The organism is Mucilaginibacter gracilis (assembly GCF_003633615.1).
Classification (GTDB): Bacteria; Bacteroidota; Bacteroidia; order Sphingobacteriales; family Sphingobacteriaceae; genus Mucilaginibacter; species Mucilaginibacter gracilis.
This window is the reverse complement of sequence record NZ_RBKU01000001.1, coordinates 526,143-550,698: the sequence shown is the minus strand read 5'-3', so window position 1 is coordinate 550,698 and position 24,556 is coordinate 526,143. Positions and strand designations below refer to the sequence as shown.

Below are 24,556 nucleotides of genomic sequence, written 5' to 3'. Positions count from 1 at the left end.
CGTGCGCTTTGGAGTATCGGGTTGTGTAGGCATTTTGGGAGAATTGAATTAGTAATCAACAAATTGAAATGATCAAAGTGTTACGGAATCAACTGTTTGCTATTCCGGAACGGGGTGATCAATAGCTCCGGAATATCCAGTTACATAATACCAAACTTTAATTTAATGTAAATTTTTAGTTATATTCGTTAGTAGTTTAGCTATGTTATGGACGTGTTTGGTGAACTTCAGGATCAAGAACTTCTAGTGTTATGTTAATCGTGTAATGACGGATAAAGTCTTTTCAGTTTTATTCGCGCATCTTTATTTTCGAACTGCCAGTTAATTTTGCTGTTCTTATTATTTCTGTTGTGTTGCCATGCCGCTACCTCTTCATTGATCTTCAGCATTGTTGAAATATGCCTGTTTAGGCATTGCCCATTCAATACATGCAATTCTATCTCGGCCATATTGAGCCAGCTTCCATGCTTGGGCGTATAAACAAACTCAAACCTATCCCATAGCCTTTTGGCTTCGGCTGGTTCAAATGTCTCGTAAAATGCAGAGGCCGAATGGGTTTTAAAATTGTCCATTACTAAAGTTATTTTTTTCGCTGTCGGGTACCATTCATCTGCTATTCTTTTTACGAATAAAGCCCAGTCCTTTTTGGTTTTAAACGCCGTAATTTCTACAAAGCGCTTGCCCCTCAAAGGCTCGTTGGCCATAAATATATTGACTACCCCATGCCTTATGTACTCGTAATCTACTCTTGCCTCCTGGCCAGGCTTCATGGCTTGAGAGGGCTGCCCTTCTTCTATCAATTGTTTTGGCGACTCATCCATACATACAACCGGAAATTCCTCATCATAAGGTTTTTTGTATACATCCAATACGCGTTCCATATTGGCTACAAATTCGCTGCTTTTTTCCGGTGGTATTACCCAGCCCTTTACTTTCCAAGGCTTAAGTTCGTTTTTTTAAGCACACTTCTTACTGTTACATGCGAAATACTTTCTACATATTCCAACTCTACCATTTTATCGGCGAGTAGCCTTAATGACCATTTAGCAAACCCCTCAGGCGGCTCGCTGCAACACAAGGCAACCAGCTTCGCTTCTACATCGCCATCTGATTTTGTTTCATAAACACGGCTGGTGGGGCGACGATCTAAAACACCTTCAAAACCCTCTTCAATAAACTTTTTCTTCACCCGGTCTATCGTTCGCATCCCTACTTTCAGGACTTTGCTGATCTGTTCATTTGTTATTTTCTCCGCATATTCCCCTTCATCACAATTCAATAGTATATAGGCTGTCCGGAATGTTTGAGAACTATGGGAGCCCTTGTTGATTATCGAGTATAACTCTCCAACCTCCTCTTTTGTAAGTTTTATCGTATAACGTACCATCTGTAATTTGTTTTACAAATATACGCTTTTATACGTCATATTATATTTAACTTAACACTAGATACTGAAAGCCCTATAGAGGTAGATAAATACATAGCAACTAATTTTGACAGTAAGATAATAAACGACTTATCGAATAGCAGCAATTTGACCTGCCCTGCCTTTAAAAATCTAATGGGCTTTTCATATTGGTACCTTTATTACAGTTTCAAACACGATAACAAAGTAAAGAATAGTATTCCTTATGATAAATATGGCTCATTGTTAAAAAAAATCAATACGACCTTTAAAGGTGATGTTAGGGATTATGTTTTTTACAAGTTTATCAATCTTAATTTAAACGCGGTAATTAACACTTATGAAGAATTTAAGGTGGCTGCTAAAAACACTTTACCTTATTTAGGCAACATAAATAGCACGCTTTACCAAAACGAACTGATAACTCTCATAAATAAGAAAGAGTATGAGCTTGGTAAATACAAAATTGGAGATGCAGCACAAGCATTTTCGCTTGTTGATAATAAAGGAATTAAACATACGCTGTCAGATTTTAAAGGCAAGGTGGTTTTAATCGACTTTTGGGCTAGCTCATGTGCGCCATGTCGTGAAGAGACCCCTTACTTAAACAAACTGTATGAAAGATACAAATCTGATAGCCGTGTACAAATTATAAGTATTGCCGTACGCGATAGAAAGGATGCGTGGCAACAAGCATTGCAGCACGATAAACCGAAATGGTTGCAACTTTTTGATGGTGATGGTAAAACGAGCAATTACTTTACCAATGCCATACCTAAGTTTGTAGTGTTAGATAAAGCAGGATTAATAATTAATTTGGATGCCCCGGCACCAAGTAATGCCGACAAACTGGAAACCATTATTAAAACTCAAATTGAAAAGGATAAGTAGCGTTGTTTTAAAAAGATTTATAATTTTTCTTTTAATAGCTAATCCATCTTATAACAGGTGCCTTGCCCAGCATGTTACTATTTTCGGTAAAGCCCCTATACGCGTTGAAGCGCAAGGCGTATTGCTTAAACAAATGAACAGCAGAACTCTTGTTGGCGATATAAGGAATGAGATAAGACAAAAAATAATACCCATTTATATTGCAGGTAATTGGATAGCTATACGAACCACCAATGTCCCTTTTGGCACAATTAATATATCGGAGCCGGGACATAAAGAAAAGTATAATAATCTGATGCTTAATCATTATCAAATCAATAAGCTTTATGAAAGATCATACTATACCACAACCTCGGTACACGGACAGGGGTACATTTTGCAATTTGACAGCTTAAATAAAGTATTAAAGCAAGTAAAAAGCAATAAACGTCTTCTAAAAGAAGGGGTTGATATAGGCTATATTTCGCTAAAAATTAACGATTTCTTTTTTGTAGATTTTTATGATTACAATACCGATACACTGGTTCGTCGATATTACATTAAACGGCTTAAAGTAATTCCAGAAATTAAAGTTTATCATCAACAGCTGAAGGAACAAATACATGAAAGCCAGGTACAGACCGGTGGTATACAAAAACTGTTTTTTTCACCCGGTGGAAAGCTTGTCGCTGCTACTAATGCTAAACCGGAATTTAGGGATTCTGCTGTTAAATACCTTTTAATAAACCTAAAAACACGAGATACGCTACAGCAAATTGGCCCCACACTTTTAATGCTACCAGAGCTAGCTGCAAATACAGATTATGAATTGCAATTTAGCTATGTTATACAGCCAGAAAGCATGGGGTTACTTTATTTATCAGTAAAGCCATATTGGTATCAGTCAGCCATATTTTATTTTATAGCAACAATTGCCTTTACATTGCTTGTAATTACTGTTATACTAGTGTTAAGTTAAATATAATATGACGTATAAAAGCGTATATTTGTAAAACAAATTACAGATGGTACGTTATACGATAAAACTTACAAAAGAGGAGGTTGGAGAGTTATACTCGATAATCAACAAGGGCTCCCATAGTTCTCAAACATTCCGGACAGCCTATATACTATTGAATTGTGATGAAGGGGAATATGCGGAGAAAATAACAAATGAACAGATCAGCAAAGTCCTGAAAGTAGGGATGCGAACGATAGACCGGGTGAAGAAAAAGTTTATTGAAGAGGGTTTTGAAGGTGTTTTAGATCGTCGCCCCACCAGCCGTGTTTATGAAACAAAATCAGATGGCGATGTAGAAGCGAAGCTGGTTGCCTTGTGTTGCAGCGAGCCGCCTGAGGGGTTTGCTAAATGGTCATTAAGGCTACTCGCCGATAAAATGGTAGAGTTGGAATATGTAGAAAGTATTTCGCATGTAACAGTAAGAAGTGTGCTTAAAAAAACGAACTTAAGCCTTGGAAAGTAAAGGGCTGGGTAATACCACCGGAAAAAAGCAGCGAATTTGTAGCCAATATGGAACGCGTATTGGATGTATACAAAAAACCTTATGATGAGGAATTTCCGGTTGTATGTATGGATGAGTCGCCAAAACAATTGATAGAAGAAGGGCAGCCCTCTCAAGCCATGAAGCCTGGCCAGGAGGCAAGAGTAGATTACGAGTACATAAGGCATGGGGTAGTCAATATATTTATGGCCAACGAGCCTTTGAGGGGCAAGCGCTTTGTAGAAATTACGGCGTTTAAAACCAAAAAGGACTGGGCTTTATTCGTAAAAAGAATAGCAGATGAATGGTACCCGACAGCGAAAAAAATAACTTTAGTAATGGACAATTTTAAAACCCATTCGGCCTCTGCATTTTACGAGACATTTGAACCAGCCGAAGCCAAAAGGCTATGGGATAGGTTTGAGTTTGTTTATACGCCCAAGCATGGAAGCTGGCTCAATATGGCCGAGATAGAATTGCATGTATTGAATGGGCAATGCCTAAACAGGCATATTTCAACAATGCTGAAGATCAATGAAGAGGTAGCGGCATGGCAACACAACAGAAATAATAAGAACAGCAAAATTAACTGGCAGTTCGAAAATAAAGATGCGCGAATAAAACTGAAAAGACTTTATCCGTCATTACACGATTAACATAACACTAGCTCTGTTTAGAGAAGGTGAATACGCGGCTTATCAGGTAATTTATAAAAGATACTGGCCATTACTTTTCAAACATGCACGTAGAATACTTCAGAACGATGAAGAGGCTAAAGATGCAGTTCAGGATATCTTCACGATGTTGTGGTTAAAGGGTCCAACACTATTTGTGAATACCACGTTATCTGCATTCCTTTATTCATCACTGCGTTACAAAATATTTGATGTCATTGATCGCAATAAGATAAAAGGGGATTATTTTAATTCTTTAGAATCCTTTATTGACCAGGGAGAATTGACAACGGATAATATTATTCGAGAAAAAGAATTAGCTGCTTCAATTGAAAAGGAAATCTCATTTTTACCAGAAAGAATGAGAGAAGTTTTTGAATTGAGCAGAAAATCTCATTTATCCTATAAAGAAATCGCTGAAAAAATGAACATTAGCGATAATACGGTAAAAAAACAGATCAATAACGCATTAAAGTTGCTACGATTTAAATTAGGTGTTAGTATTTCTATTGCCATCTCTATATTTTATCTATAAACAGCCTTTGTAAGGTTTTTTTAGATTTATTCGTCTTTTTTTCACTTACCTATTACACAAGTACCTTACTTAACCGTCTTATCCATATAGAGCCTTTTTAAATAAGGACATTTATGGAACACAACAGAGCCAAAGCACTAATTGCAAAATATCTATCGGGAAATTGTACACCGGAAGAAAAAATCATTGTCGAAAGTTGGTATACAAAAGAACTATCCGCTCGGGAAGATCAGCTTCCAGAACCAGATTACGATAAGCTGGAACAAGAAATTTGGGATAAGCTTCCTCAACAAAAGATAGGTCAAACAACTAAAATTTGGCCTCGTATTGCTATCGCCGCATCGGTTTTGTTATTTCTTTACACCGGATTTTATTTTTTCGAAAAACGACAGAGGCCATTACAAACTGCACAAAGTATCAAGCATGAAATTGTGCCTGGAAGCACCAAAGCGGTGTTGATTTTGGGTAACGGCAAGAAATTAGTCCTCAATAATGCCAAAAATGGCCTATTAGCCATGCAGGGCTCTGCCGAGGTGCAAAAAACGGCGACCGGTGAAGTGATTTACACTAACACGGAACCAGGTACCGATGTGCCGCTCTACAACACCATGACAACTCCTGTGGGCGGCGAATACCGGCTCACCTTAGCCGACGGAACACAGGTTTGGCTTAATGCCGCTTCATCTATAAAATACCCTACTGCATTTAAAGAGAGTGAACGGAAAGTGGAGATTACTGGAGAAGTATATTTTGAAGTAGCACATGACGCAGCCAAGCCATTCCTCGTAATCACGGGGAAGCAAACCGTAGAAGTGTTGGGAACGCATTTTAATATCAATGCATATCCTGATGAATCAACAGTCAAAACAACACTATTAACGGGCAGTATAAGAATATCGAGCGTTGGAAAGGTGGCATTATTGAAACCTGGAGAACAATCACAGGTGAATGAACGAGGAGGGATTACCAAACTCGATCATGCAAACATTGAAGAAGCTGTATCCTGGAAAAACGGTTATTTCAGGTTTAATAACGAAAATATCAGGAGTGTTATGCATAAGCTATCGCGCTGGTACGATGTAGATATTAAATACGATGGGGCTGTTTCTGATGAAGGTTATTATGGAACAATTTCTAAGTATAAAACGATCAGTGAAGTTTTAGAAATGCTACAGCAAACTAAAGGTGTACACTTTAAAATTGAAGGAAGGAGGATTGTTGTAACCGGATAAATTATACTTAACTCCATTTAGCAATCCAAGTATAAAAGTCATCCCGGGTGGAGCCGGAATGACTAAAGCTGGATCACTTTACAATTAAATTATTAATCAACCGCGAAGAGCCTGCACCATCTGGAAAATGAATAGGCCCAACGCATTAACCCTGCCATAACAAATGTACAAATTTTACCCTAAGAATATTACACGGCGGCCATGCTGTGTAAATAAATTACTGTTGATCATGAAGTTAGTTACTCTGATTTTAATAACAGCTATTGTACAGGTGAGCGCAAGCTCCTATGCACAACGGATCACGTTAACGGCAAAAAACTCACCTTTAATAGATGTATTTGATCAAATCAGAGCACAAACCGGATACGACTTTCTTTTCACTGCGTCAACACTCAAAGGTTCCGCACCTGTTAGTGTAAACGTAGAGAATATTGAACTGAATGATGCTTTGAACCAGATATTTAAAGGACAAGCGCTGGAATTTAAAATCGAAAACAAATCAGTTATCGTTTCTAAAAAGGAATTGTCGCTGTTAGAGAAAGTATCCCAAATGTTAGCCTTGCCGATGCACATCAATGGTGTTGTAATCGGTGAAAACACCCCGCTACCCGGTGTAACCATTATCAACAAAAGAACCGGAAAAGGAACGGTAACCAACCTGAATGGTGAATTCAATTTGAATGACATCAATGAGAATGATGTGCTGACATTTAATTATATTGGTTACGAAAAATACGAACTGGTTGTAAAAGAAAAAAAGACAGCTAATATAATTGTGACGATGAAGTTGAGCACCTCCAAGCTCGATGAAGTTCAGGTAGTGGCTTACGGACAAAAAACCAGTCAGCGTATTAGTACCGGTGCTATTGCAAAGGTAACTGCTGAAGAAATAGCTAAACAACCAGTGACCAATGTACTGCAGGCTTTATCAGGTCAGGTACCCGGCCTGCTCATCACCCAGAATAGCGGTACGCCCGGGGCAGCCATCAATGTACAGATCAGGGCAGCCAAATCTTTGCCATCTGTTCCCGATGGCAATGGCAACACTATACCTGCCACAGGCATAGCCCCCTTATATATTGTTGATGGTGTTCCCTTTCTTTCAGAACCTGTTTATACAGCGGGTGGCAATACTGTAGGCTACCTGAAACCTTCTTTTGGTAATAACCCTTTAAATATTATTAATCCAAGTGATATTGAAAGTATTGAAATATTGAAAGATGCCGATGCTACTTCTATTTACGGTAGCCGGGGCGGTAACGGAGTAATCTTAATTACCACGAAAAAAGGAAAATCAGGTAAAACAAAGCTGAGCGTTAATTTCAGTAACGGCATATCGGATGTGGCCAACCTGCACAAGGTATCTGACATGACGCCTGCACAATATCTGGAAGTCAGGCGCAAAGCATTTGCCAATTCGGGTGCTACCCCAACGACTACTAACGCGCCCGATTTGATGGTATGGGATACCACCAAATCTACCGATTTTCAAAAATTATTAATGGGGAAAACTGCCCATGCTACAGATGCTTCCACCACGTTTTCCGGAGGGAACAGCCAAACCAATTTCCTTTTGAGCGGTACTTATCATAACGAAACAACGGTAATACCCGGAGATTATAAATATAGCAGAGGGAGCGCGCATTTAGCAGTTGAACACAACTCGTTAGACCGGAAGTTTACAGCAAATATCACTGCTACTTTAGCGCTCGACCAGAATAATAACGTGGCCAGGCAGTCAACTACGACAGACCTAGGCGCTGTAGCTTTCAGCCAGGCACCTAATTTTCCATTATATAATGCCGCAGGCACAGGTTTATATTGGTTTAACCTCAATACTTCTTCGCTACAGTATGAAAACCCGCTGAAATACATGTACCAAAAATATTCAGCTAAAAATAACAATCTTATCGGCGGCATCCTGCTGAAGTACACACCGGTAAAGGGCTTGAATATTAAATTGAATACATCCTATAATAAATTGGTTTCCGATGCGCAGGACCTTGCTTACTCGCAAAGTATCAATCCTTTATCAGGTACGCTTCCATCGGCCAAACGCCAGCAAAATGATGTGGAAACATGGAATGTGGAACCACAGATAGATTACACGCTGAAGATAAGCCGCGGGGAACTGAATTTACTTTCGGGCGCGACTTTTCAGGATAATCAATACGACCAACCTATCTATGTAGTGGCCACTAATTACAGCTCTGATGCATTGTTAGGTTCAATTTCGGGTGCCGGTGCGGGTTCCGTTAATGTTTACAATTTTAATTCCGAATATAAATATCAGTCTTTTTTCGGACGTGCTAACTATAACTGGTTAAACAAATACGTCCTGAATGTCAATTACAGGCGGGATGGCTCTTCCAAGTTTGGTGCTAATAAACGTTTTGGAAACTTTGGTTCTGTTGGCGGTGCCTGGATATTCACGCAAGAGAACATTTTTAAGAATGCGCTTCCGGCATTGAGTTATGGAAAACTAAGGGCAAGTTACGGTTCTACCGGTAACGACCAGATCCCTAATTACCTTTATTTGGATTCTTATAAAACCACATTGTATGGTTATAATGGTACAACTGGCCTGGCGCCAAACTCACTTGCCAACCCTGACCTGCAATGGGAGGTTAATAAAAAACTGGAATTTGCACTTGACCTGGGGTTTTTAAAAGATCGGATACTTTTAACAGGTGCCTGGTTCCGCAACAGGGTGAATAATTCACTGGTGAGCATCCCTCAAAGTACGGTTACAGGTTTTAGCTCATATTACGGCAATTTACCCGCTATCATTGAGAAAAAAGGCTTTGAGTTTACTTTAACTACCCAGAATTTCAAAAGCAAAAATTTCAACTGGGTTACTAATTTCAATATCTCCTTTGTACAAAGTAAGTTATTATCCTTCCCTGGTATAGAAAATACGCTGTATACCAGTTCTTTGGTAGTAGGGTCGTCGCTTAGCACCATTTATGCTTATCATTACACAGGCCTTTCACCCACTACTAATTTACCAACGATAGAAGATGCCAACAATAGTGGTTCAACCAATATTACACGCACCTCCGAAACCGGCCTGGCCGCTTATGGCTTGGGCGATAAGGTGGCCGTTGGTAAAACCGACCCGGATTTTTATGGCGGGATGAGCAATACCTTCAGGTATAAAAATTTCCAGTTAGACATCATGTTGCAATTTACCGGGCACAGCATACAATACGGTATAGATTATTATGCCGGAACTGCCCCTCCGGGATACAACGCGGTAAACATGTCCAGTTATATGTACGATTTATTTAAGCAAACAAACGGAAAAATAGCCACGCGCACCTTCGGGATCAATACGGATGGCACAGCCTATAACAGCTATACTAAATACATCCAGTCTGACGCCGTACTTAGCGATGGCGCTTATTTAAGGTTAAAGAATGTGGCGTTTTCGTACACTTTTAAAGATAGCTGGGTTAATAGCTTAAAAATGAGTTCGGCCCGCTTCTACCTGCAAGGCCAAAACCTGCTCACTTTTACCAAATTTAAGGGTTACGATCCGGAGACCCCGGCAAGTAATATCCCGCCACTACGTACAATTATTGCAGGTGTTAACTTCTCATTCTAAAATATCCGATATGAAAACTATAAAAATCACCTATAAACTAATTATCTGCCAACTGGTTTTGTTAGTGTGTGTATTAATCAGCGGATGCAAAAAATTCGTTGATGTTGGTGCGCCCAGCAATCAATTGGTTACGGCTACCGTTTTCACCAGCGACAATACGGTAAATTCTGCTTTGGCAGGTATGTACTATTCCTTCGCTATCAGTAAATCTTACGATTTACAATTCTCCATGTCATTTTTAACAGGCTGTTCAGCAGATGAAGCCCAATATACTACTTCCGGCTCCAGCCTTGATGCTTTTATCCAGAATACAGTTCAGGCAGACGATGGTTACGTATCCTCTATGTGGACCAGCTGCTATTCATCAGTTTATCAAGCCAATGCCATTATAGCCGGCATTAATAACAGTACAGGTGGCATTAGCGATGCTATGAAAACTGAAGCCTTGGGTGAAGCGAAATTTATGAGGGCGCTTTGCTATTTTTACCTTGTGAATTTATGGGGAGATGTGCCGATGCCACTAACTCCCGACCGGGCGATTAGCAATTCGCTTTCCCGCAGTGCAAAAGCTGTGGTATACCAACAAATTATTAGTGATTTAACCGACGCCAAAGCCTCCTTACTGGCAGATTACTCCTACTCGTCAAGTCAGCGCACCCGGCCCAATAAATATGCTGCAGCTGCCTTGTTGGCAAGGGTTTATCTTTATAACAGCGACTGGGTAAATGCCGAAGCAAACGCTACTTTTGTAATTAGTGCCCCGTCATTTAGCTTACTTTCTACTGCTAACCTTGGCGGTATCTTTGTAAAAAATAATACGGAGGCCATATTGCAATTCGATGCTTCTCCATCAGGCACCGCGGGCCAGGGATATACTACCGAGGGACAGTATTTTACATTGGATATTACAACCATTCCGGATTATCAATTAAGCAGTAGCCTGTTTAAAGCATTTGAATCGGGCGACCGCAGATGAGGCTGTCTCAAAAGTGAGGCAGCCTCTTGTTATTTTAGAGTGATTTTTGTTAACTTAAAGGCATGGGAGCGAAAGTAGTTTTTAAGCCATATGACCCTGACCAGTTAACATTTTTACCGTATAAACTGGAGGAGTTAGTACCTGAGGGCCACCCGGTACGCATAGTCAAACAAGTAGTTGACTTGATAGACGTTAAACCGATCAACCGCAAGTATAAAGGCGGCGGGGCATCAAGCTTCCATCCGCGGCTGATGCTGAAACTGCTGGTGTATGGTTACCTGACCAATACCTATTCATCAAGAAAGCTGGAAGACCAGGCGGCACAGAACGTCCACTTTATGTGGCTGTTGGGGATGAAGAAGCCCGATCACAATACCATAAACCGTTTCCGGAGCGAAAAGCTGTCGGGTATCTTAAAGCAGATCTTCTCTCAGATTGTACTGCTGTTGGCAGAACAGGGTATCGTTTCGCTTAAAGAGACTGTGTTTACCGATGGCACCAAGATCGAATCGGTGGCGAACAAATACACCTTTGTATGGGGCAAAAGCATCAAGAACAGTAAAGAGAAGATCAAAAGCCAGCTGGATGAACTATGGAAGTACGCGCAAGGCCTTGCGGCAGAAGAACTAAAAGATACCACGCCAATATCTTTTGAAGAGATCAACCCTGAAAAAGTAAAAGAAACCATAGCTAAGATCGATGCCGCTTTGAACGACAAGGAAGAAGTAAGCAAGCAGGTCAAACAAAAGCTGAACTATGCCAGAAAGAACTGGCCTGCAAACCTGGAACGTTATGACCAGCAGGAAAAGCAGTTAGGTATCCGTAACAGCTTTTCAAAGACCGACCCGGATGCGACTTTTATGCGGATGAAGGAAGACCACATGCTGAACGGGCAGCTTAAACCTGGATATAACCTACAAATATCCACACAAGATCAGTTCATCCTTAACTACAGCCTGCATCAAACCTCTACCGATTATCAGACCCTGCCATCTCACATAGACCAATACGAAGCACTATACAACACACTTCCCCAAGCAGTTGTGGCCGATGCCGGCTACGGTTCAGACGAGAACTACGGCATCTTACAGCAAAAAGGCATCGAAGCCTATATCAAGTACAATACGTTCGACAAAGAACAAAAGGAAGGCATCAAAGCGTTCAGTAATGACAGCCTGCATTACAACGAAGGGGAAAACTACCTGACCTGCCCGATGGGCCAGCGGATGGCACATATCGGTGATGGTCAAAGAATAACCACATCGGGCCATGTACAGCTGATCAGCCGTTACCAGGCAAAGAATTGTAATAACTGCCCCATGCGTGGCGTATGCCATAGCGGGCAGGGCAACCGGATCGTTGAGGTGAACCATTCCCTGAGAAAACACAAGCAGGAAGCAAAGGAAAGATTAAATACAGAACAGGGCATCAAATACCGAAAGCGAAGGCCTGCCGATGTGGAACCGGTATTTGCCCAACTGAAGCATAATCATGGCTTCAGGCGCTTTCTGCTGAAAGGCATGTCCAAAACCGAGGTCGAAATAGGCCTGTTATCCATCGCTCATAACCTCAGAAAGTGGAAAGCCTGAGGCTTTTCGCCCCCTTTTTCCAAAAAACGCTCTTAGAATCGATCAGAAACGAAATATCTGCACAATAGAGCTTCAGCCCCTAATAGCACAATCCAAATATATTCCATAAAAAAACCGCCTCATAATTGCTTATGAGACGGCCTCAACAATTTACCAGGGAACGCCATATTACTATTTTTCTAAATATAAACAAAAGCTTACAAATACAACCGCAACAGGCGAGTATGTTACCTACCTGCGTTTGGCCGAACAATACCTGATACGTGCTGAAGCCAGGGCAAAGCAGGGTAATCTAGCCGGCGCTATTGCCGATATTAACGTGATCAGGACCCGGGCCGGCCTGCTTAATACTACGGCGGTACTTCAACCTGATATTTTGTTGGCTATTGAGCAGGAACGACGGATAGAGTTGTTTGGTGAATATGGGCACAGGTGGAATGACCTGAGAAGGACAGGACGCGCTAATGCTGTTTTAGGAGCATTAAAAACAACATGGACAGCTAATGCCGCTTTATACCCTATTCCAAAAACAGAAATACAAAACAATAGTAATCTGACTCAAAATCCAGGTTATTAAGCACCTGTTTCTTTTAGTATGACCGGGGCAGCTATACCAGTCCCTGGTCGTACTATTATGCCGGTTGCTTATCCAATAACTTACTCATACTGATTTTAAAAGAATCATCAACAATCATTTAACGATGCATCCCATCATGAAAAAAATATTTTTAGCAACCATTTTGTTTTTCCCTTTAATTACACTTGCTCAAAGTGGGCAATTCTTCTTAAAGGCTCAGGTTAGCGACTTGAATAAGCCATTAAAAGCATATTTGTATTACGATAGCGAGGGAAAGTCTGTACTTGACTCAGCGAATTCCAGCAACGGCACTTTTGAGTTTAGCGGCCACCTGTCCGGCATTTCCAAGGCTAGTATTACTCTGGATCATACGGGTGGTGGGCGTTCTAAACTGGGAGATAAAAGGGATATACTCGCTTTTTATCTTGAAAACGGAAATACCAATGTAACCGCAAGTGATTCCATCAAACACGGAATAATTAGTGGTTCTCGTATTAACCAACAAAACAGTATCTATAAAGCATTTTTATCTGCCAATAAGCAAACCTTCGAGTCGCTTGTTACACGTTCTATTGCTGCCACGCCTGAACAGCGTAAGGACAGCACTTTTCGTAAAAATTTGAGTGAATTATATAAAAAGACAGCTGAAGAAAGGGAGCTTCTGCAAATCCAATTTATTAAGATACATCCTGATTTTTACATCAGTTATTTGGCTCTTGTTGAGGTTGCAGGTCCGATCATCGATGTTGAAAAAATCTTGCCACTATTTAACAGCCTGTCTGTAGATATTCGCCGTAGTGAGGCGGGGTTAGCGTTTGAGAAAACGATAGACATGGCCAAAATAACATCTATTGGCGCAATGGCTCCGCTTTTTACACAAAATGATGTTAATGATAAACCGGTGAGTTTATCCAGCTTTCGTGGCAAATATGTATTAGTTGATTTTTGGGCCTCCTGGTGTGGCCCGTGCCGGGCTGAAAACCCAAATGTTGTAAAAGCTTACCAGCGTTACAAGGGAGAAAATTTCACTGTTCTTGGCGTTTCATTGGACCGCGCTGGAAAAAAAGACGAGTGGCTTGCAGCGATTAAAGCCGATGGTCTGGAATGGACTCAGGTATCAGATCTTAAATTCTGGAAAAACGAAGCTGCAAAACTTTATGGCATCAGGGCAATACCACAAAATTTTCTGATCGGACCTGATGGTAAAATCGTTGGAAAAAATTTAGACGGAAAAGAGCTTAGTCAGAAGCTACAGGAAATTTTTGGTCACTGAAATTAGGGTACCAATGAAAAAAAAGACATTTAAGGTTAGGAGAATGGGCTATGCCCTTCTTCTCATTCTGATTTCTGTATGTACAGGCTGTTCGACAACAAAACTGAGTGATCAAAAATACCATAGCCTGATTAGCGGAGATTTAACAATCCTTGCAGATCAAAGCAAGGTTGCTGAGATTCTCGCCTTATTATCAAATTATTCGTTAAATCCACAGGTAATGAAAGAGGCTAAACTTTTTAAAAATGGTGAATCCCTTTTAATGATGACTATTAATATCCAATACCGCGACAGTCTGGAATTAACACAAATTTTGCATAGGCTGGGCGGAAATTATTGGGGAATGAAAGAGTTAGACTTTCAGAACTGACGATAACTATTGAGCAGACTTAAACTGTATTAAAAGCTTTCTGATTTTCAAGATTATGAGGCTGAGCTCGAACCAGCAATGATGCAACCTATTATGCGAAAATATGGGAGTATAAATTATCATTATCTAATTAAGATTTTCAAGTACAGCAAAGTATGTTTAAATTTGGGTATACCGCAAAGGTATGAATTGTTGCTGTGTGAGATGTTTCGAATACCTTACAACGCAAAAATGGATTGACATAACTTATTCATCCTTAACCCGATATAGAGGTCGACCATTTCTCTGTTAATCAGAGGGTCGCTGGTTCGAGCCCAGCCTCAGGAAAGATCATGATGGCTTTAAATCATTCAAGACGCGCATTTGTTCTAAAAATGTAAAGTCTGGGACATTCAAACGACTTCATATAACTTCAATTTGTGCTGGCTTAACTTCAATTGGAAAATTTGGATGTTAAATAATCCTTTTCACTCCCGGAATCAATAAAATAAATGTACCCAGCAAAAAGCTGCCCAATACAGCTAAAGGAGCAACCAGCAGAAGCTTGATAGTTGGATCAACCGCCCAGTTTCTTACCGCAAGGGTTAGCGCAACTATGACCAGTGGGTGAAAAAGATAAACCGCGAAAGAACAGCGGGATAATTTACCGAATAACGGCGATGAGGTATTCCATGACCGTTTTCCGCTGCTCAATAATGCCGTCAGGATAGACAGTCCTATCCATTGTTCCCAAACGGCATATAGTAATGACTGCCAATGAAAACCGCCCGAGTACCAGGCTACCGGCATATTTAATTTGACCCGGATAATGAAAAACACCGGAAAGAATAATAAACAAAGCCATGCAGACCATTTGAGGTGCTTTCCCGTCCGTTCAGACAAGCCGTCAAACCATTGATTTTGGTAGGCCAGCAACCCAACAATAAACAACGCAATGTATTGTGGAAAATGCCCCAATTGAAACCCTAATGGTTTAAGCACCCATCCACCCGGAAACATTATTCTTGCCAAAAAGCTTATTATGCCCAATACAACAGCAAACAGCAGTATGGCACCAATGCCAGGTATCTGCAAAGACTTCTTAAATGTAATTTTGACCAAGCTTCGCACTGCCACATAGATTAAAGTAAAAATCAATAAGGCAGCCACAAACCACATTACACCGGGATCTATCCATGTGTCATATCCGGACAGATATTGTAGGTAGGTAATGTGATGCCCCTTGGCAAAATAATAAACCAAATAACTGATAAAGGGTGAAAGGATGAAAGAATAGAACAACAAAGGTATACCCAGCCTCAGCAGACGGTCGGCAATGAATTGCCCGGCTCCCTTTCTGTCATACGAGGGGCCTGTAAAATAGGCTGACAGCAGAAAGAAAAAGCCCATAAAAAAAGATTGGTTTGTACTCACAAACATGGTCATGGGAACAAGTGCACCAATGTGTGTTGTTTTCTGCATATAATACCAGCCGCCCGAAGCGCCATAGGCAATAAACAGGTGGTGGAGTACCACTAACACTGTTAAAAGTATTTTGATATTATCAATGTAAAATAACTTGTTGGATTGGCCGGATGGCAATGCTGTTGTTGATTGCATGATAGATTTGTTGTTTAAGATTGACAGATTAACCCGTTACTGAGGGCAAACCTACAACAACAAAAACACCATCCTAACCGCTTGTTACCACTAACAAACCTTTGTGATGAACAACAAGCTTACGCGCTGTACAACTGCTGAAGCTGGGTGTACAGGCGGTTAAAACTATCCAATTGTGCCCTTGACACAGGCACCTTTGTTTCGGCAGATTTGAAAGCAAGCGTATAACCCTGGGAATTTCCCGACACATTTTCGATACGGAGCATATTAACTAAATAAGCCCGGTGGCAGCGGAAGAAGTAAGGGTGATCAGAAATTTGCGATTCAAACTGTGTAAGTGAAATTCTTTTGAGTTCAGTAGTAATTTGGGTATCTCTATAACTTGTCAGTTCGATATAATTACCGTCTGCTTTAGCGAAAAGCAAATCGGATAAACACAAACTAAAATCTTCCTGTTTAACTTGTGTTTTGATGAAGAGTGAAGATGGGGTAACGGTTTTTGCCGGTTCAACATTCAGCGGAATAAATTGCAGCACAAATGGAGATCCTTTTTTAGATTGAAAATAGAAACCGGTTAATCTGAAAAGAAAATAAAAAAGACTACCCGCTATCAAACTGTTCCTTACTTCCTCCCATAAATAATACCATGACCAATTATATGTGTTCTTATAAACAATGTCGCGCATTAAAAAGCTGACAAAGCCAGTTAAAAGGAGGACAACTCCGATTTGCACATATTCCTGAAATAAGGTCCAGCTTTTAACCTGTGACCTCTCTCTTAAATAATTAAGCATTCCAAAATAAGTATAAATGATTATTGCTGGTGACAAAGCGTGAAGACCGCATATAAAGAAATAGTTTATCCTTTGTTCCGACGCAGACACGCCAAATGGCTTAAATAACAAAAGGAATAGCAGAATAATACCAAAGATAACAGCCGAAGTTTTGAGCAAATTTTCAGGAAGGTAGCGACTTGGATACTCGATCTCCTTAAGTAAATGTTCTCGATTAATATAAATTTCCATAGTTTAAGCTATTGTCTGGCCACGCATCAAAAATATCGTTTTTTATGTAGGTTGTTTAGTTATGGAGATGTGTATTGTGGCTTAAAAACAATGCCGGATTATCTTTGCATTTATTACGAGTTCAGCATTAATAGATTTTTGAAGAAGAGATTGGCAGGAATGGCCCATACCAAACCAATTAAAATTGATTTAAAATCTTCAATTGCTCCACCCAGTGGTTCGAATTATGTCCAGTCTGGGGAGCCTCAAAATCAATGATTTAACCCCACTCTGGCGAGTGGGTTTTTTTGTTTGCACAAGATTTGCACAAATATTACATGAGCTTACCAATAGATATAATTTACAAAACCTTTTTATTGATCCAGCAATCGGGTGAACTTCTATTTTAGAGATTTAAATTTTCAATCCTCCAAAAATACTTGCAAGCATCACCGTTAATACAATGGTGGTAATCAGGATATACATTTTGTCTTTCTCCAGTACAAAACCTAACAAGGAAAATGCAATCCTTAAAATAGGCGTGGCAATTAAAATTACTACGCCAAGTTGAATGATAGCCGGTGCCTGAAAATGCCTTACACCGACAAGAATCTGCCCGAGGCTGGTGTACCCAACCTTGGTTCCAATAAATTGATGATAAGACGGCAAGGGCAATTGTCCGGACTGGCTTAAATAGAACAACCCGCCAATGAGTACCACAAGGCTCGACGTGATAACGCCATAACGGAGTTGTAAACCAATAAATTGTTCGATGTCTTTATCGGCGAAGCGTAATTTTGAAATTAAATTTTTCATCACGATCAAATTATTTGATTAAAACTGGTGATTGTAGCCATTATAAATCATCTCTGCCGCCACAAATGAAATTGCCAGGCAAAAAATATATTTCAGTACCTTAGGATCTAAACGGGAGAGCAGTTTTGAGCCGGTAAATGCGCCGCCCAGCACGCCCAATACCACCGGGAACGCTATACCGGGATCCATGTATCCGCGTTGCAGGTAAACTACTGCGCTTGCCGCAGCCGTAACACCAATCATGAAATTACTGGTGGTAGTACTTACTTTGAAAGGGATATGCATGGTGGAATCCATAGCCAGAACTTTTAATGCACCCGAACCAATACCCAGCAACCCGGACATTACACCGGCCAGTGCCATAATAGAAAACCCGGCACCTACATTTTTTAACTGATAAGATACTTTGCCTTCTTTGGTTGGATAGCTGTTATTTAGTTTCAATTTAAACGACAGGGCGCTCCCGTTTACCAAAGCTTCCTCGTTTTTTTTGCGGATAGTCATGGCGGCTGAGAAAAGCAGGATGACACCGAAAAGAATAGCAATGGTATTGGTTGGCGTATAAACCGCAATTACCGCCCCGCCAACAGCCCCCACAGTGGTGGCTATCTCCAGGAACATGCCCAGGCGTATATTGGTTATGCCCTCCTTAACGTAGGCACTGGCCGCGCCTGATGAATTGGCAATTGAAGCCAGCAGCGCCGCACCAATGGCATAGCGTATATCTACATGAAAAACCAGGGTAAGCAAGGGGATAACCACTACGCCCCCGCCCAAACCAGTTAAGGAGCCAACCAGCCCGGCCAGATAAGCACCGGCCAGTAATATTAATGTGAATGTTAGAATAGTCATGGTATTTTGATTTAATAGTTATTGCCGAGTATTTCCCGTATAATGTACTGCGCCTGTTTTTTTCTCCTTGCTTTAATGGCCCTGAAAAGATCTTCGTGGAGGTGATGGCTTATTGCAAAATGGCCAATACCCTGAGCCTCGCGTTTGGTAAAAAAGGCCCGTATGGTATAAGAAAAATTTTGGTACAATTCGGCGAGTACCTTGTTATGCGAAGCATGAGCGATTGCCATGTGAAACGAGATGTCTGCATTGGTACAGGCTTGCCGGTCCTCATTAATAATAGCTTGTTTACGAAGGTTAAGATGTTTTTCTATTTCAGATAGTTCGGTTGCGGTGTGGTTCTCTACGGCCAGTTTAACAATCTCTTCCTCCAACAGTTTACGCACGACATTAATTTCGTCGAAATCAGCCACGCGTAGGCGTTGGGTCATGTTTTCCTCCGGTTGGAGTTCGTTTACAAAAGTGCCCAAACCTTGCTGCACCTTCAGGATGCCAGCCATCGCGAGGCTTTTTATGGCTTCGCGTATGCTGGAGCGACCAACTTCGTAGGTTTTCATCAACTCGGGTTCGGCAGGTATTTTATCTCCGGCTTTATATCTGCCGTCCAGAATTTCCTGCCTGATGCGCGCCGAAACTTTTTCTGATAATTTTTGATTTTCCATAGTGACCTATTTCAATACACAAACATACGATGTTTTATTTAAACATCAGATGTTTGTGTAAATAAATTATAGGGTGACTCAAAAAAACAAGCACAATTACCCGAGGCTGACAAATACTTGATAATTTTGAATGAGGAGGGCCTAATTAAATAATTAGCGACAAAGCCCAGTTAAGAAAACATAAAAGTAATTGACATGTCGCTTCAAAGCGGCTTAGAACTCTCGGGTACAATAGGTGAAGACGTTTCAGAACCCTGGTACATATGCGTATTGCTGTGCTACTTAATTTCCTCCTATCTTTGCCATAAAACTGGCCTTGTAGTTACTGCCAATCGCTATTTCGGTTTTACCTATTTCAATGGTGTTACCGAAAACAGTAGTTATAGCATCAAGGTTTACGATGTATGATTTATGTACCCTGAAAAACATGCTTTGAGGCAGCATCTCTTCCATCGCTTTCATGGTATGGGTAATAAGGTATGGTTTGGCTTCGGTGTGTATGCGTACAAAGTTCTGCATACCTTCAATATATAAAATATCGGCAAAGTTTACTTTCACCAGTTTATTATCATGCTTAATAAACATGTAGCTGGCTTCGGAAGCAGGTGCGATAGTTTCAGTTTTTTCTTTTAAACGGTCACTTACTTTTTCCGCGGCTTGCAGCAGGCGGTGCATGGAGATGGGCTTTAGCAAATAATCTACCACGTTAAGCTCATAGCCTTCCATCGCATATTTATTATAGGCGGTGGTGAATATCACCATTGGCGGGTTTTTCAGCGATTTTAGAAAGTCTATCCCGGTAATGGTAGGCATTTTAATATCCAGAAAGATAACATCAACCGGTAAGGATTGCAGCGCCTCAAAGGCTTCAATAGCGTTGCTGCAAATGCGTAGTATCTTCCAGCCGCCCAACTGCGAAACAAAGGTTTCCATTAGTTTGCGGGCCTGTGGCTCATCATCCACAATAATACAATTGATCACTCTCATAAGGTTATAGATAGGTCGGCCTCAAAAATATTACCTTTTGCCGCTGCCAGCAAACTGTACCTGCCTGGGAAGTAATGCCTTAGCCTTTTAGTTACGTTTTGTAAGCCTATGCCTCCGGCTTTCTCCGCGCTGTTATCGGCCACAAAATTATTGCTCACGTTTAACTGTAACTTATTGTTGTTTTGTGTAATGGTTATATTTATCCAGCTTTTATCCAGCTGGTTATCGGCTCCATGCTTAAAAGCATTCTCTACAAAAGGCATCAATAACAAAGGCGGTATTTGCAGGTCATCAAAATCACCGGTTGCTATAAAGCTGATACTTACCCGGTCATCGCAACGTACCCGCTCCAGTTCCACATAATCGGTTAGCATATCGATCTCTTTATCAAGGTCAATGTATTCTTCATCGCACTCATATAAGGCGAAACGCATAAATTCGGACAGGCGACCTATCAGCTCGATAGATTTTGGTTTATTATTCTGTACAATGAATGATTGAATATTATTGAGCGTATTGAACAGAAAATGTGGGTTTACCTGCGATTTAAGGAAATCAAGCTCAAGGCGCAGGTTTTGTTTCTCTAAAGTGGCTTTGATCCGATCGTGAATGAACCAGTCGTCCATAAATTTAAGGAACACGCCTAAAAGCAACACAATGAACGAAAAGAAAAGATTATCGTGAAAGATAAAACCGAATGTTTGGGTTTTTGGATAGTCGGTAACACCAAACAGCCAATCGCTGATCCGCTGGTCGACCAGGAAACGCAGTGGCGGGAATAACAAGAAAGCAACCATAATGCCGGCAAACCGCACCCACAATGGCTTAAGGTTTAATATTACAAAAGCGATAAAATAGGTATAAGAAACTACCAGCAAATAGAACAATATCAACATCGGCTGAAAATCTTTCGCCCAGCTGAAGTGATAGTTTTTAGCGTAAATAGCCGAGAATATGGATTGGTTGGTAAAAATGAGCAGTACAAATAACGCATGCAGGTAAAGGCGTTGCCGGTTTATTTTGTTTTCCATATTCAAATTTGCTTTAACTACTGCGCTTAAGCGATTGTTAATGACCAAACGCTATCGGCCGCGGACAAAACTATGTTTTTGGCTGATAAAACTACTATTGCCAAATAATTTATACTATCATCAGCCGGATTTGGGTGTTTGTACGCTGTTCAATGGCATTGGTCAATATCATTCTATATAGTAACGCGTATCCTGTTGTTTTGAGGCATAATCAACCAAACAACATGAAATCAATATTCGTCAGCCTTGCATTATTATTAGTAAGCTCTCTGCTATTCGCCCAAAATATAAGCGGTATTATAACCGATGCTAAAACCCACCAGCTTCTTGCCTACTCCACAGTGAGCCTGCTAAGAGCAGCCGATTCGAGCCAGGTAAAAGGTACCCTTGCCGGTGATAACGGCAGCTTTCGTCTCGAAAAGATAAAAGCAGGCAAATATTTATTATCGGCCAAACAAATGGGTTACAGCAAACAAGTAGTAGCTATTGAGTTGAACACAACCGATCAAACCATCAATATCTCACTCACCCCGCAAACCACCAGCTTAGGCGAAGTAACTATAAAAGCAACCAGGCCTTTAGTTGAGCACCGTGCCGATAAAACTGTGTTCAACGTAGAGAACAGCATTGTTGCCGTTGGTAATACCGGCATAGAACTATTGGGCATGACGCCTCTGGTAAACGTAGGCCTAAACGGCAACATCCGCATTAAAGGGAAAGACAATGTATTGATCATGCTGGACGGTAAAATAATTCCCGGCGAAACGATAGCCAATTTGCTGCAAAGCATCCCGGCAGAAAACATAGCGCGTATTGAGGTGAGCACCAATCCATCGGCTAAGTACGATGCTTCGGCATCGGGTGGCATTATCAACATCATCACCAAAAAAGGTACAGCTACAGGGCTTAACGGTGTTGCCACTTTAACAGCGGGGCGCAGTAATTACGGTAAATACAGCGGTGGTGTATCGTTAAATTATCGCAGAGGCAAAGTAAACGTGTATGGTACTGCCAATTTGAGAGATGCTAAAGGCGGAAGGAATGAAGCAATTAACCGCTCCTTAACCACGGGCAACGTTACCGAGCAACTGCAAACCCCAACCGAACTTTGGACGCATGGCGTTGTTGAAACCGGTAAACTGGGTATTGATTATGATGTAACCAAAACCAGCACCTTAAGTGCTTCGGTTGAAGGTTCGTACATTCAATCTAACAACCGCGCTACGGCTACTAGCTATTTTAGTAGCACCAAGGCTGATTCGGTATTGACAGCCAATAGTACACCGGGCGGCAATTACAACTTTACGCTGTACGATATGGCTTATCAAAACAAGCTGAACAGCAAGGGCCAGTTATTGAACGTAGATTTTAACCAGGTACATTACAAGGGCCTGAGCCGCCAGGATATGAACGCTCAGCTACTGGATTTGAGTGGTAACAACCCGGCACAAAATAGCTCAGCAACCACACGCACCAATACGCTGTTCAATGTATCCACCTTCCAAACAGATTATACGCTTCCGCTGGATACCAATACTGTATTTGAGGCCGGTGTTAAGGATATGTACACAGGCTCGTCAAACTTATCAACCAGTATGCAGGTTAATTCGCTCAGCAATATCCCCAATTTAAGTACCACCAACTACAACGAAAATATTGCCGCAGCTTACCTGGACCTGAGTAAACAGATTAATAAGTTGAAAATACAAGCCGGTATCCGCGCCGAGCAAACTCATGCTAACCTAAGTAGTTCAGGCATACAGCAACAATACTTTGATTTGTTCCCCAGCCTGACGCTGGATGAAAAGTTTAGCAGTAACAAAGAACTTACCTTTACTTATGCTGCCAAGGTTGACCGCCCAGGTTATACTTCGCTGATCCCTTTTGTTACGCCGATTGACCGTTACACCCAGGAAAAAGGTAACCCGGATTTGAAACCTGCCTACAGCCAGAATTTTGAATTGACCGGTTCGGCCGGGAACATAGCTGTAACTTTAGGCTATATGTACACCAAAAACGCCATTACCGATTTTATTGTTCAGGATGTGCAAACACAGGTATGGACCATAACCAAAGCCAACTTTGCCAATTCTAAAAACTATAACCTGAGCCTGGTATTACCCGTTCAGCTTGCTACCTGGTGGAGCAGTAATAATACACTGGTTGGGTTATATAGCTCTTACTACAGCAATAGCGTTGGTGGTGGTGATTACAGCCGCGGTCAGTTTAGTTATAACTTAAACTCGATGAATACTTTCACATTACCAAAAGGCTTTAAGGCTGAGCTGACTGGTATTTACAATTCATCAGCCGTTTATGGGTTATATCAAATCGGTCATACATCTATGGTAAACGCAGGTATATCCAAAGCCTTTATCAACAAAAAATTGAATATAAAACTGGGAGCTAACGATATTTTTAACGGTAGCGGATATACATTGAATACAAATGCAAGCGTTTTACGTATGACGGGTTACAGCCGTTACGATAGCAGGAAGGTTACGTTAAGCTTATCGTACAAGTTTGGTTCGAAACCAACTACCCATAAAGAGCGCGATCATGATGATGTAAAAGGGCGTTTAAATATGTAATATGCCAAGCTTGATTGATGTTCATTTTATCAGTGTAGGTTAAACCAATAGCCAAATCATTTGTTAATTTATTCACCGAATAAGATCAAAAATTTCATTTAGTCAACAAAGTGGTTCGAATCCTGTCCGGTATATGTGCCTAAAAATCAATAACTTAACCCACGCTTCGGCAAGTGTGGGTTTTTTGTTTCTCACACAATTTTGAAGCTTTTATAACTTGTGTGAGAATTGTGCAAGGCGATGAAGTGATCGGTATATCTGCCGAGGGAGTTCCAACCCAATTGTAGAAACTGAATCATGAAGATTCATTGGAGCAGGTAAAGCCGAAAGCCTCACCACAAATAAGGATAGCATGTTTGTGGCCTATTTTCCTCTTCCCAAACCCCCGTACTTCAATAGAAGTG

20 protein-coding genes are annotated in these 24,556 nt (G+C 40.9%); 12 read left to right on the top strand and 8 right to left on the bottom strand.

Features of this window, described 5'->3' with window-relative positions; all coding sequences use genetic code 11:
- Positions 1-254: 254 nt before the first annotated feature.
- A protein-coding gene (locus BDD43_RS02275) for an IS630 family transposase (RefSeq protein ID WP_233276784.1) occupies positions 255-1,387 on the bottom strand; the annotation gives its coding sequence in 2 pieces (ribosomal slippage) (positions 255-958 and positions 958-1,387; 1,134 coding nt in all).
- Positions 1,388-1,561: 174 nt separating this feature from the next.
- Between BDD43_RS02275 and BDD43_RS02270 the strand changes: the two genes are divergently transcribed.
- The 11 genes from BDD43_RS02270 (at position 1,562) to BDD43_RS02220 (ending at position 14,610) form a co-directional block, all read left to right on the top strand.
- Positions 1,562-2,296, top strand: a complete 735-nt coding sequence (locus BDD43_RS02270) for a TlpA family protein disulfide reductase (RefSeq protein ID WP_121196124.1) — start codon at positions 1,562-1,564, stop codon at positions 2,294-2,296.
- A 133-nt stretch (positions 2,297-2,429) separates the two neighbouring features.
- Positions 2,430-3,254, top strand: coding sequence for a hypothetical protein (locus tag BDD43_RS02265; protein WP_147425547.1), 825 nt, complete (start codon positions 2,430-2,432; stop codon positions 3,252-3,254).
- 46 nt (positions 3,255-3,300) lie between these two features.
- Positions 3,301-4,433, top strand: a protein-coding gene (locus BDD43_RS02260; RefSeq protein ID WP_233276784.1) for an IS630 family transposase whose coding sequence is annotated in 2 segments (ribosomal slippage) — positions 3,301-3,730 and positions 3,730-4,433 — 1,134 coding nt in all. Because the reading frame shifts where the segments join, the coding sequence is not laid out codon by codon here.
- Positions 4,414-4,986 carry an RNA polymerase sigma factor gene (locus BDD43_RS02255; protein ID WP_121196121.1) on the top strand — a complete coding sequence of 191 codons (573 nt, stop codon included), beginning with the start codon at positions 4,414-4,416 and terminating at the stop codon, positions 4,984-4,986. The genes BDD43_RS02260 and BDD43_RS02255 overlap by 20 nt, the downstream gene beginning before the upstream one ends.
- A gap of 113 nt (positions 4,987-5,099) precedes the next feature.
- Complete coding sequence (locus tag BDD43_RS02250; RefSeq protein WP_121196120.1) at positions 5,100-6,218, top strand: FecR family protein; 1,119 nt, start codon at positions 5,100-5,102, stop codon at positions 6,216-6,218.
- Between the two features lie 229 nt (positions 6,219-6,447).
- Positions 6,448-9,825: a SusC/RagA family TonB-linked outer membrane protein gene (locus BDD43_RS02245; protein WP_162846958.1), complete on the top strand. Its 3,378-nt coding sequence runs from the start codon at positions 6,448-6,450 to the stop codon at positions 9,823-9,825.
- 10 nt (positions 9,826-9,835) lie between these two features.
- A complete protein-coding gene (locus tag BDD43_RS02240; RefSeq protein ID WP_121196117.1) occupies positions 9,836-10,801 on the top strand; it encodes a RagB/SusD family nutrient uptake outer membrane protein in 966 nt (321 codons plus the stop codon).
- 62 nt (positions 10,802-10,863) lie between these two features.
- Entirely contained in the window at positions 10,864-12,390 is a 1,527-nt protein-coding gene (locus tag BDD43_RS02235) for an IS1182 family transposase (RefSeq protein ID WP_121195523.1), read from the top strand.
- Positions 12,391-12,511: 121 nt separating this feature from the next.
- Positions 12,512-12,967 carry a RagB/SusD family nutrient uptake outer membrane protein gene (locus BDD43_RS02230; RefSeq protein ID WP_121196115.1) on the top strand — a complete coding sequence of 152 codons (456 nt, stop codon included), beginning with the start codon at positions 12,512-12,514 and terminating at the stop codon, positions 12,965-12,967.
- Positions 12,968-13,103: 136 nt separating this feature from the next.
- On the top strand, positions 13,104-14,240 hold the full coding sequence (locus tag BDD43_RS02225; RefSeq protein ID WP_121201854.1) for a TlpA disulfide reductase family protein: 1,137 nt from the start codon (positions 13,104-13,106) through the stop codon (positions 14,238-14,240).
- A 13-nt stretch (positions 14,241-14,253) separates the two neighbouring features.
- On the top strand, positions 14,254-14,610 hold the full coding sequence (locus BDD43_RS02220) for a hypothetical protein (protein ID WP_121196113.1): 357 nt from the start codon (positions 14,254-14,256) through the stop codon (positions 14,608-14,610).
- Positions 14,611-15,063: 453 nt separating this feature from the next.
- Here BDD43_RS02220 and BDD43_RS02215 read toward each other — a convergent pair whose 3' ends face one another.
- The 7 genes from BDD43_RS02215 to BDD43_RS02185 all read right to left on the bottom strand — a co-directional run bounded on the left by BDD43_RS02215 (position 15,064) and on the right by BDD43_RS02185 (position 21,561).
- The gene (locus tag BDD43_RS02215) at positions 15,064-16,209 is read right to left on the bottom strand and encodes an acyltransferase family protein (RefSeq protein ID WP_121196112.1); all 1,146 of its coding nucleotides are present in this window, start codon (positions 16,207-16,209) and stop codon (positions 15,064-15,066) included.
- 119 nt (positions 16,210-16,328) lie between these two features.
- Entirely contained in the window at positions 16,329-17,234 is a 906-nt protein-coding gene (locus BDD43_RS02210) for a LytR/AlgR family response regulator transcription factor (RefSeq protein ID WP_121196110.1), read from the bottom strand.
- A gap of 393 nt (positions 17,235-17,627) precedes the next feature.
- Positions 17,628-18,029, bottom strand: a complete 402-nt coding sequence (locus BDD43_RS02205; RefSeq protein ID WP_121196109.1) for a DUF1634 domain-containing protein — start codon at positions 18,027-18,029, stop codon at positions 17,628-17,630.
- Between the two features lie 18 nt (positions 18,030-18,047).
- Complete coding sequence (locus BDD43_RS02200) at positions 18,048-18,881, bottom strand: sulfite exporter TauE/SafE family protein (protein WP_121196107.1); 834 nt, start codon at positions 18,879-18,881, stop codon at positions 18,048-18,050.
- A gap of 11 nt (positions 18,882-18,892) precedes the next feature.
- A complete protein-coding gene (locus BDD43_RS02195) occupies positions 18,893-19,543 on the bottom strand; it encodes a FadR/GntR family transcriptional regulator (protein ID WP_121196106.1) in 651 nt (216 codons plus the stop codon).
- Positions 19,544-19,825: 282 nt separating this feature from the next.
- A complete protein-coding gene (locus BDD43_RS02190; RefSeq protein ID WP_211339643.1) occupies positions 19,826-20,530 on the bottom strand; it encodes a LytR/AlgR family response regulator transcription factor in 705 nt (234 codons plus the stop codon).
- Entirely contained in the window at positions 20,527-21,561 is a 1,035-nt protein-coding gene (locus BDD43_RS02185; RefSeq protein WP_121196104.1) for a sensor histidine kinase, read from the bottom strand. The genes BDD43_RS02190 and BDD43_RS02185 overlap by 4 nt, the downstream gene beginning before the upstream one ends.
- 224 nt (positions 21,562-21,785) lie before the next feature.
- On the opposite strand from BDD43_RS02185, the gene BDD43_RS02180 reads away from it, so the two are divergent.
- Positions 21,786-24,152, top strand: a complete 2,367-nt coding sequence (locus tag BDD43_RS02180; RefSeq protein ID WP_162846957.1) for an outer membrane beta-barrel protein — start codon at positions 21,786-21,788, stop codon at positions 24,150-24,152.
- The last annotated feature ends 404 nt before the right edge of the window (positions 24,153-24,556 follow it).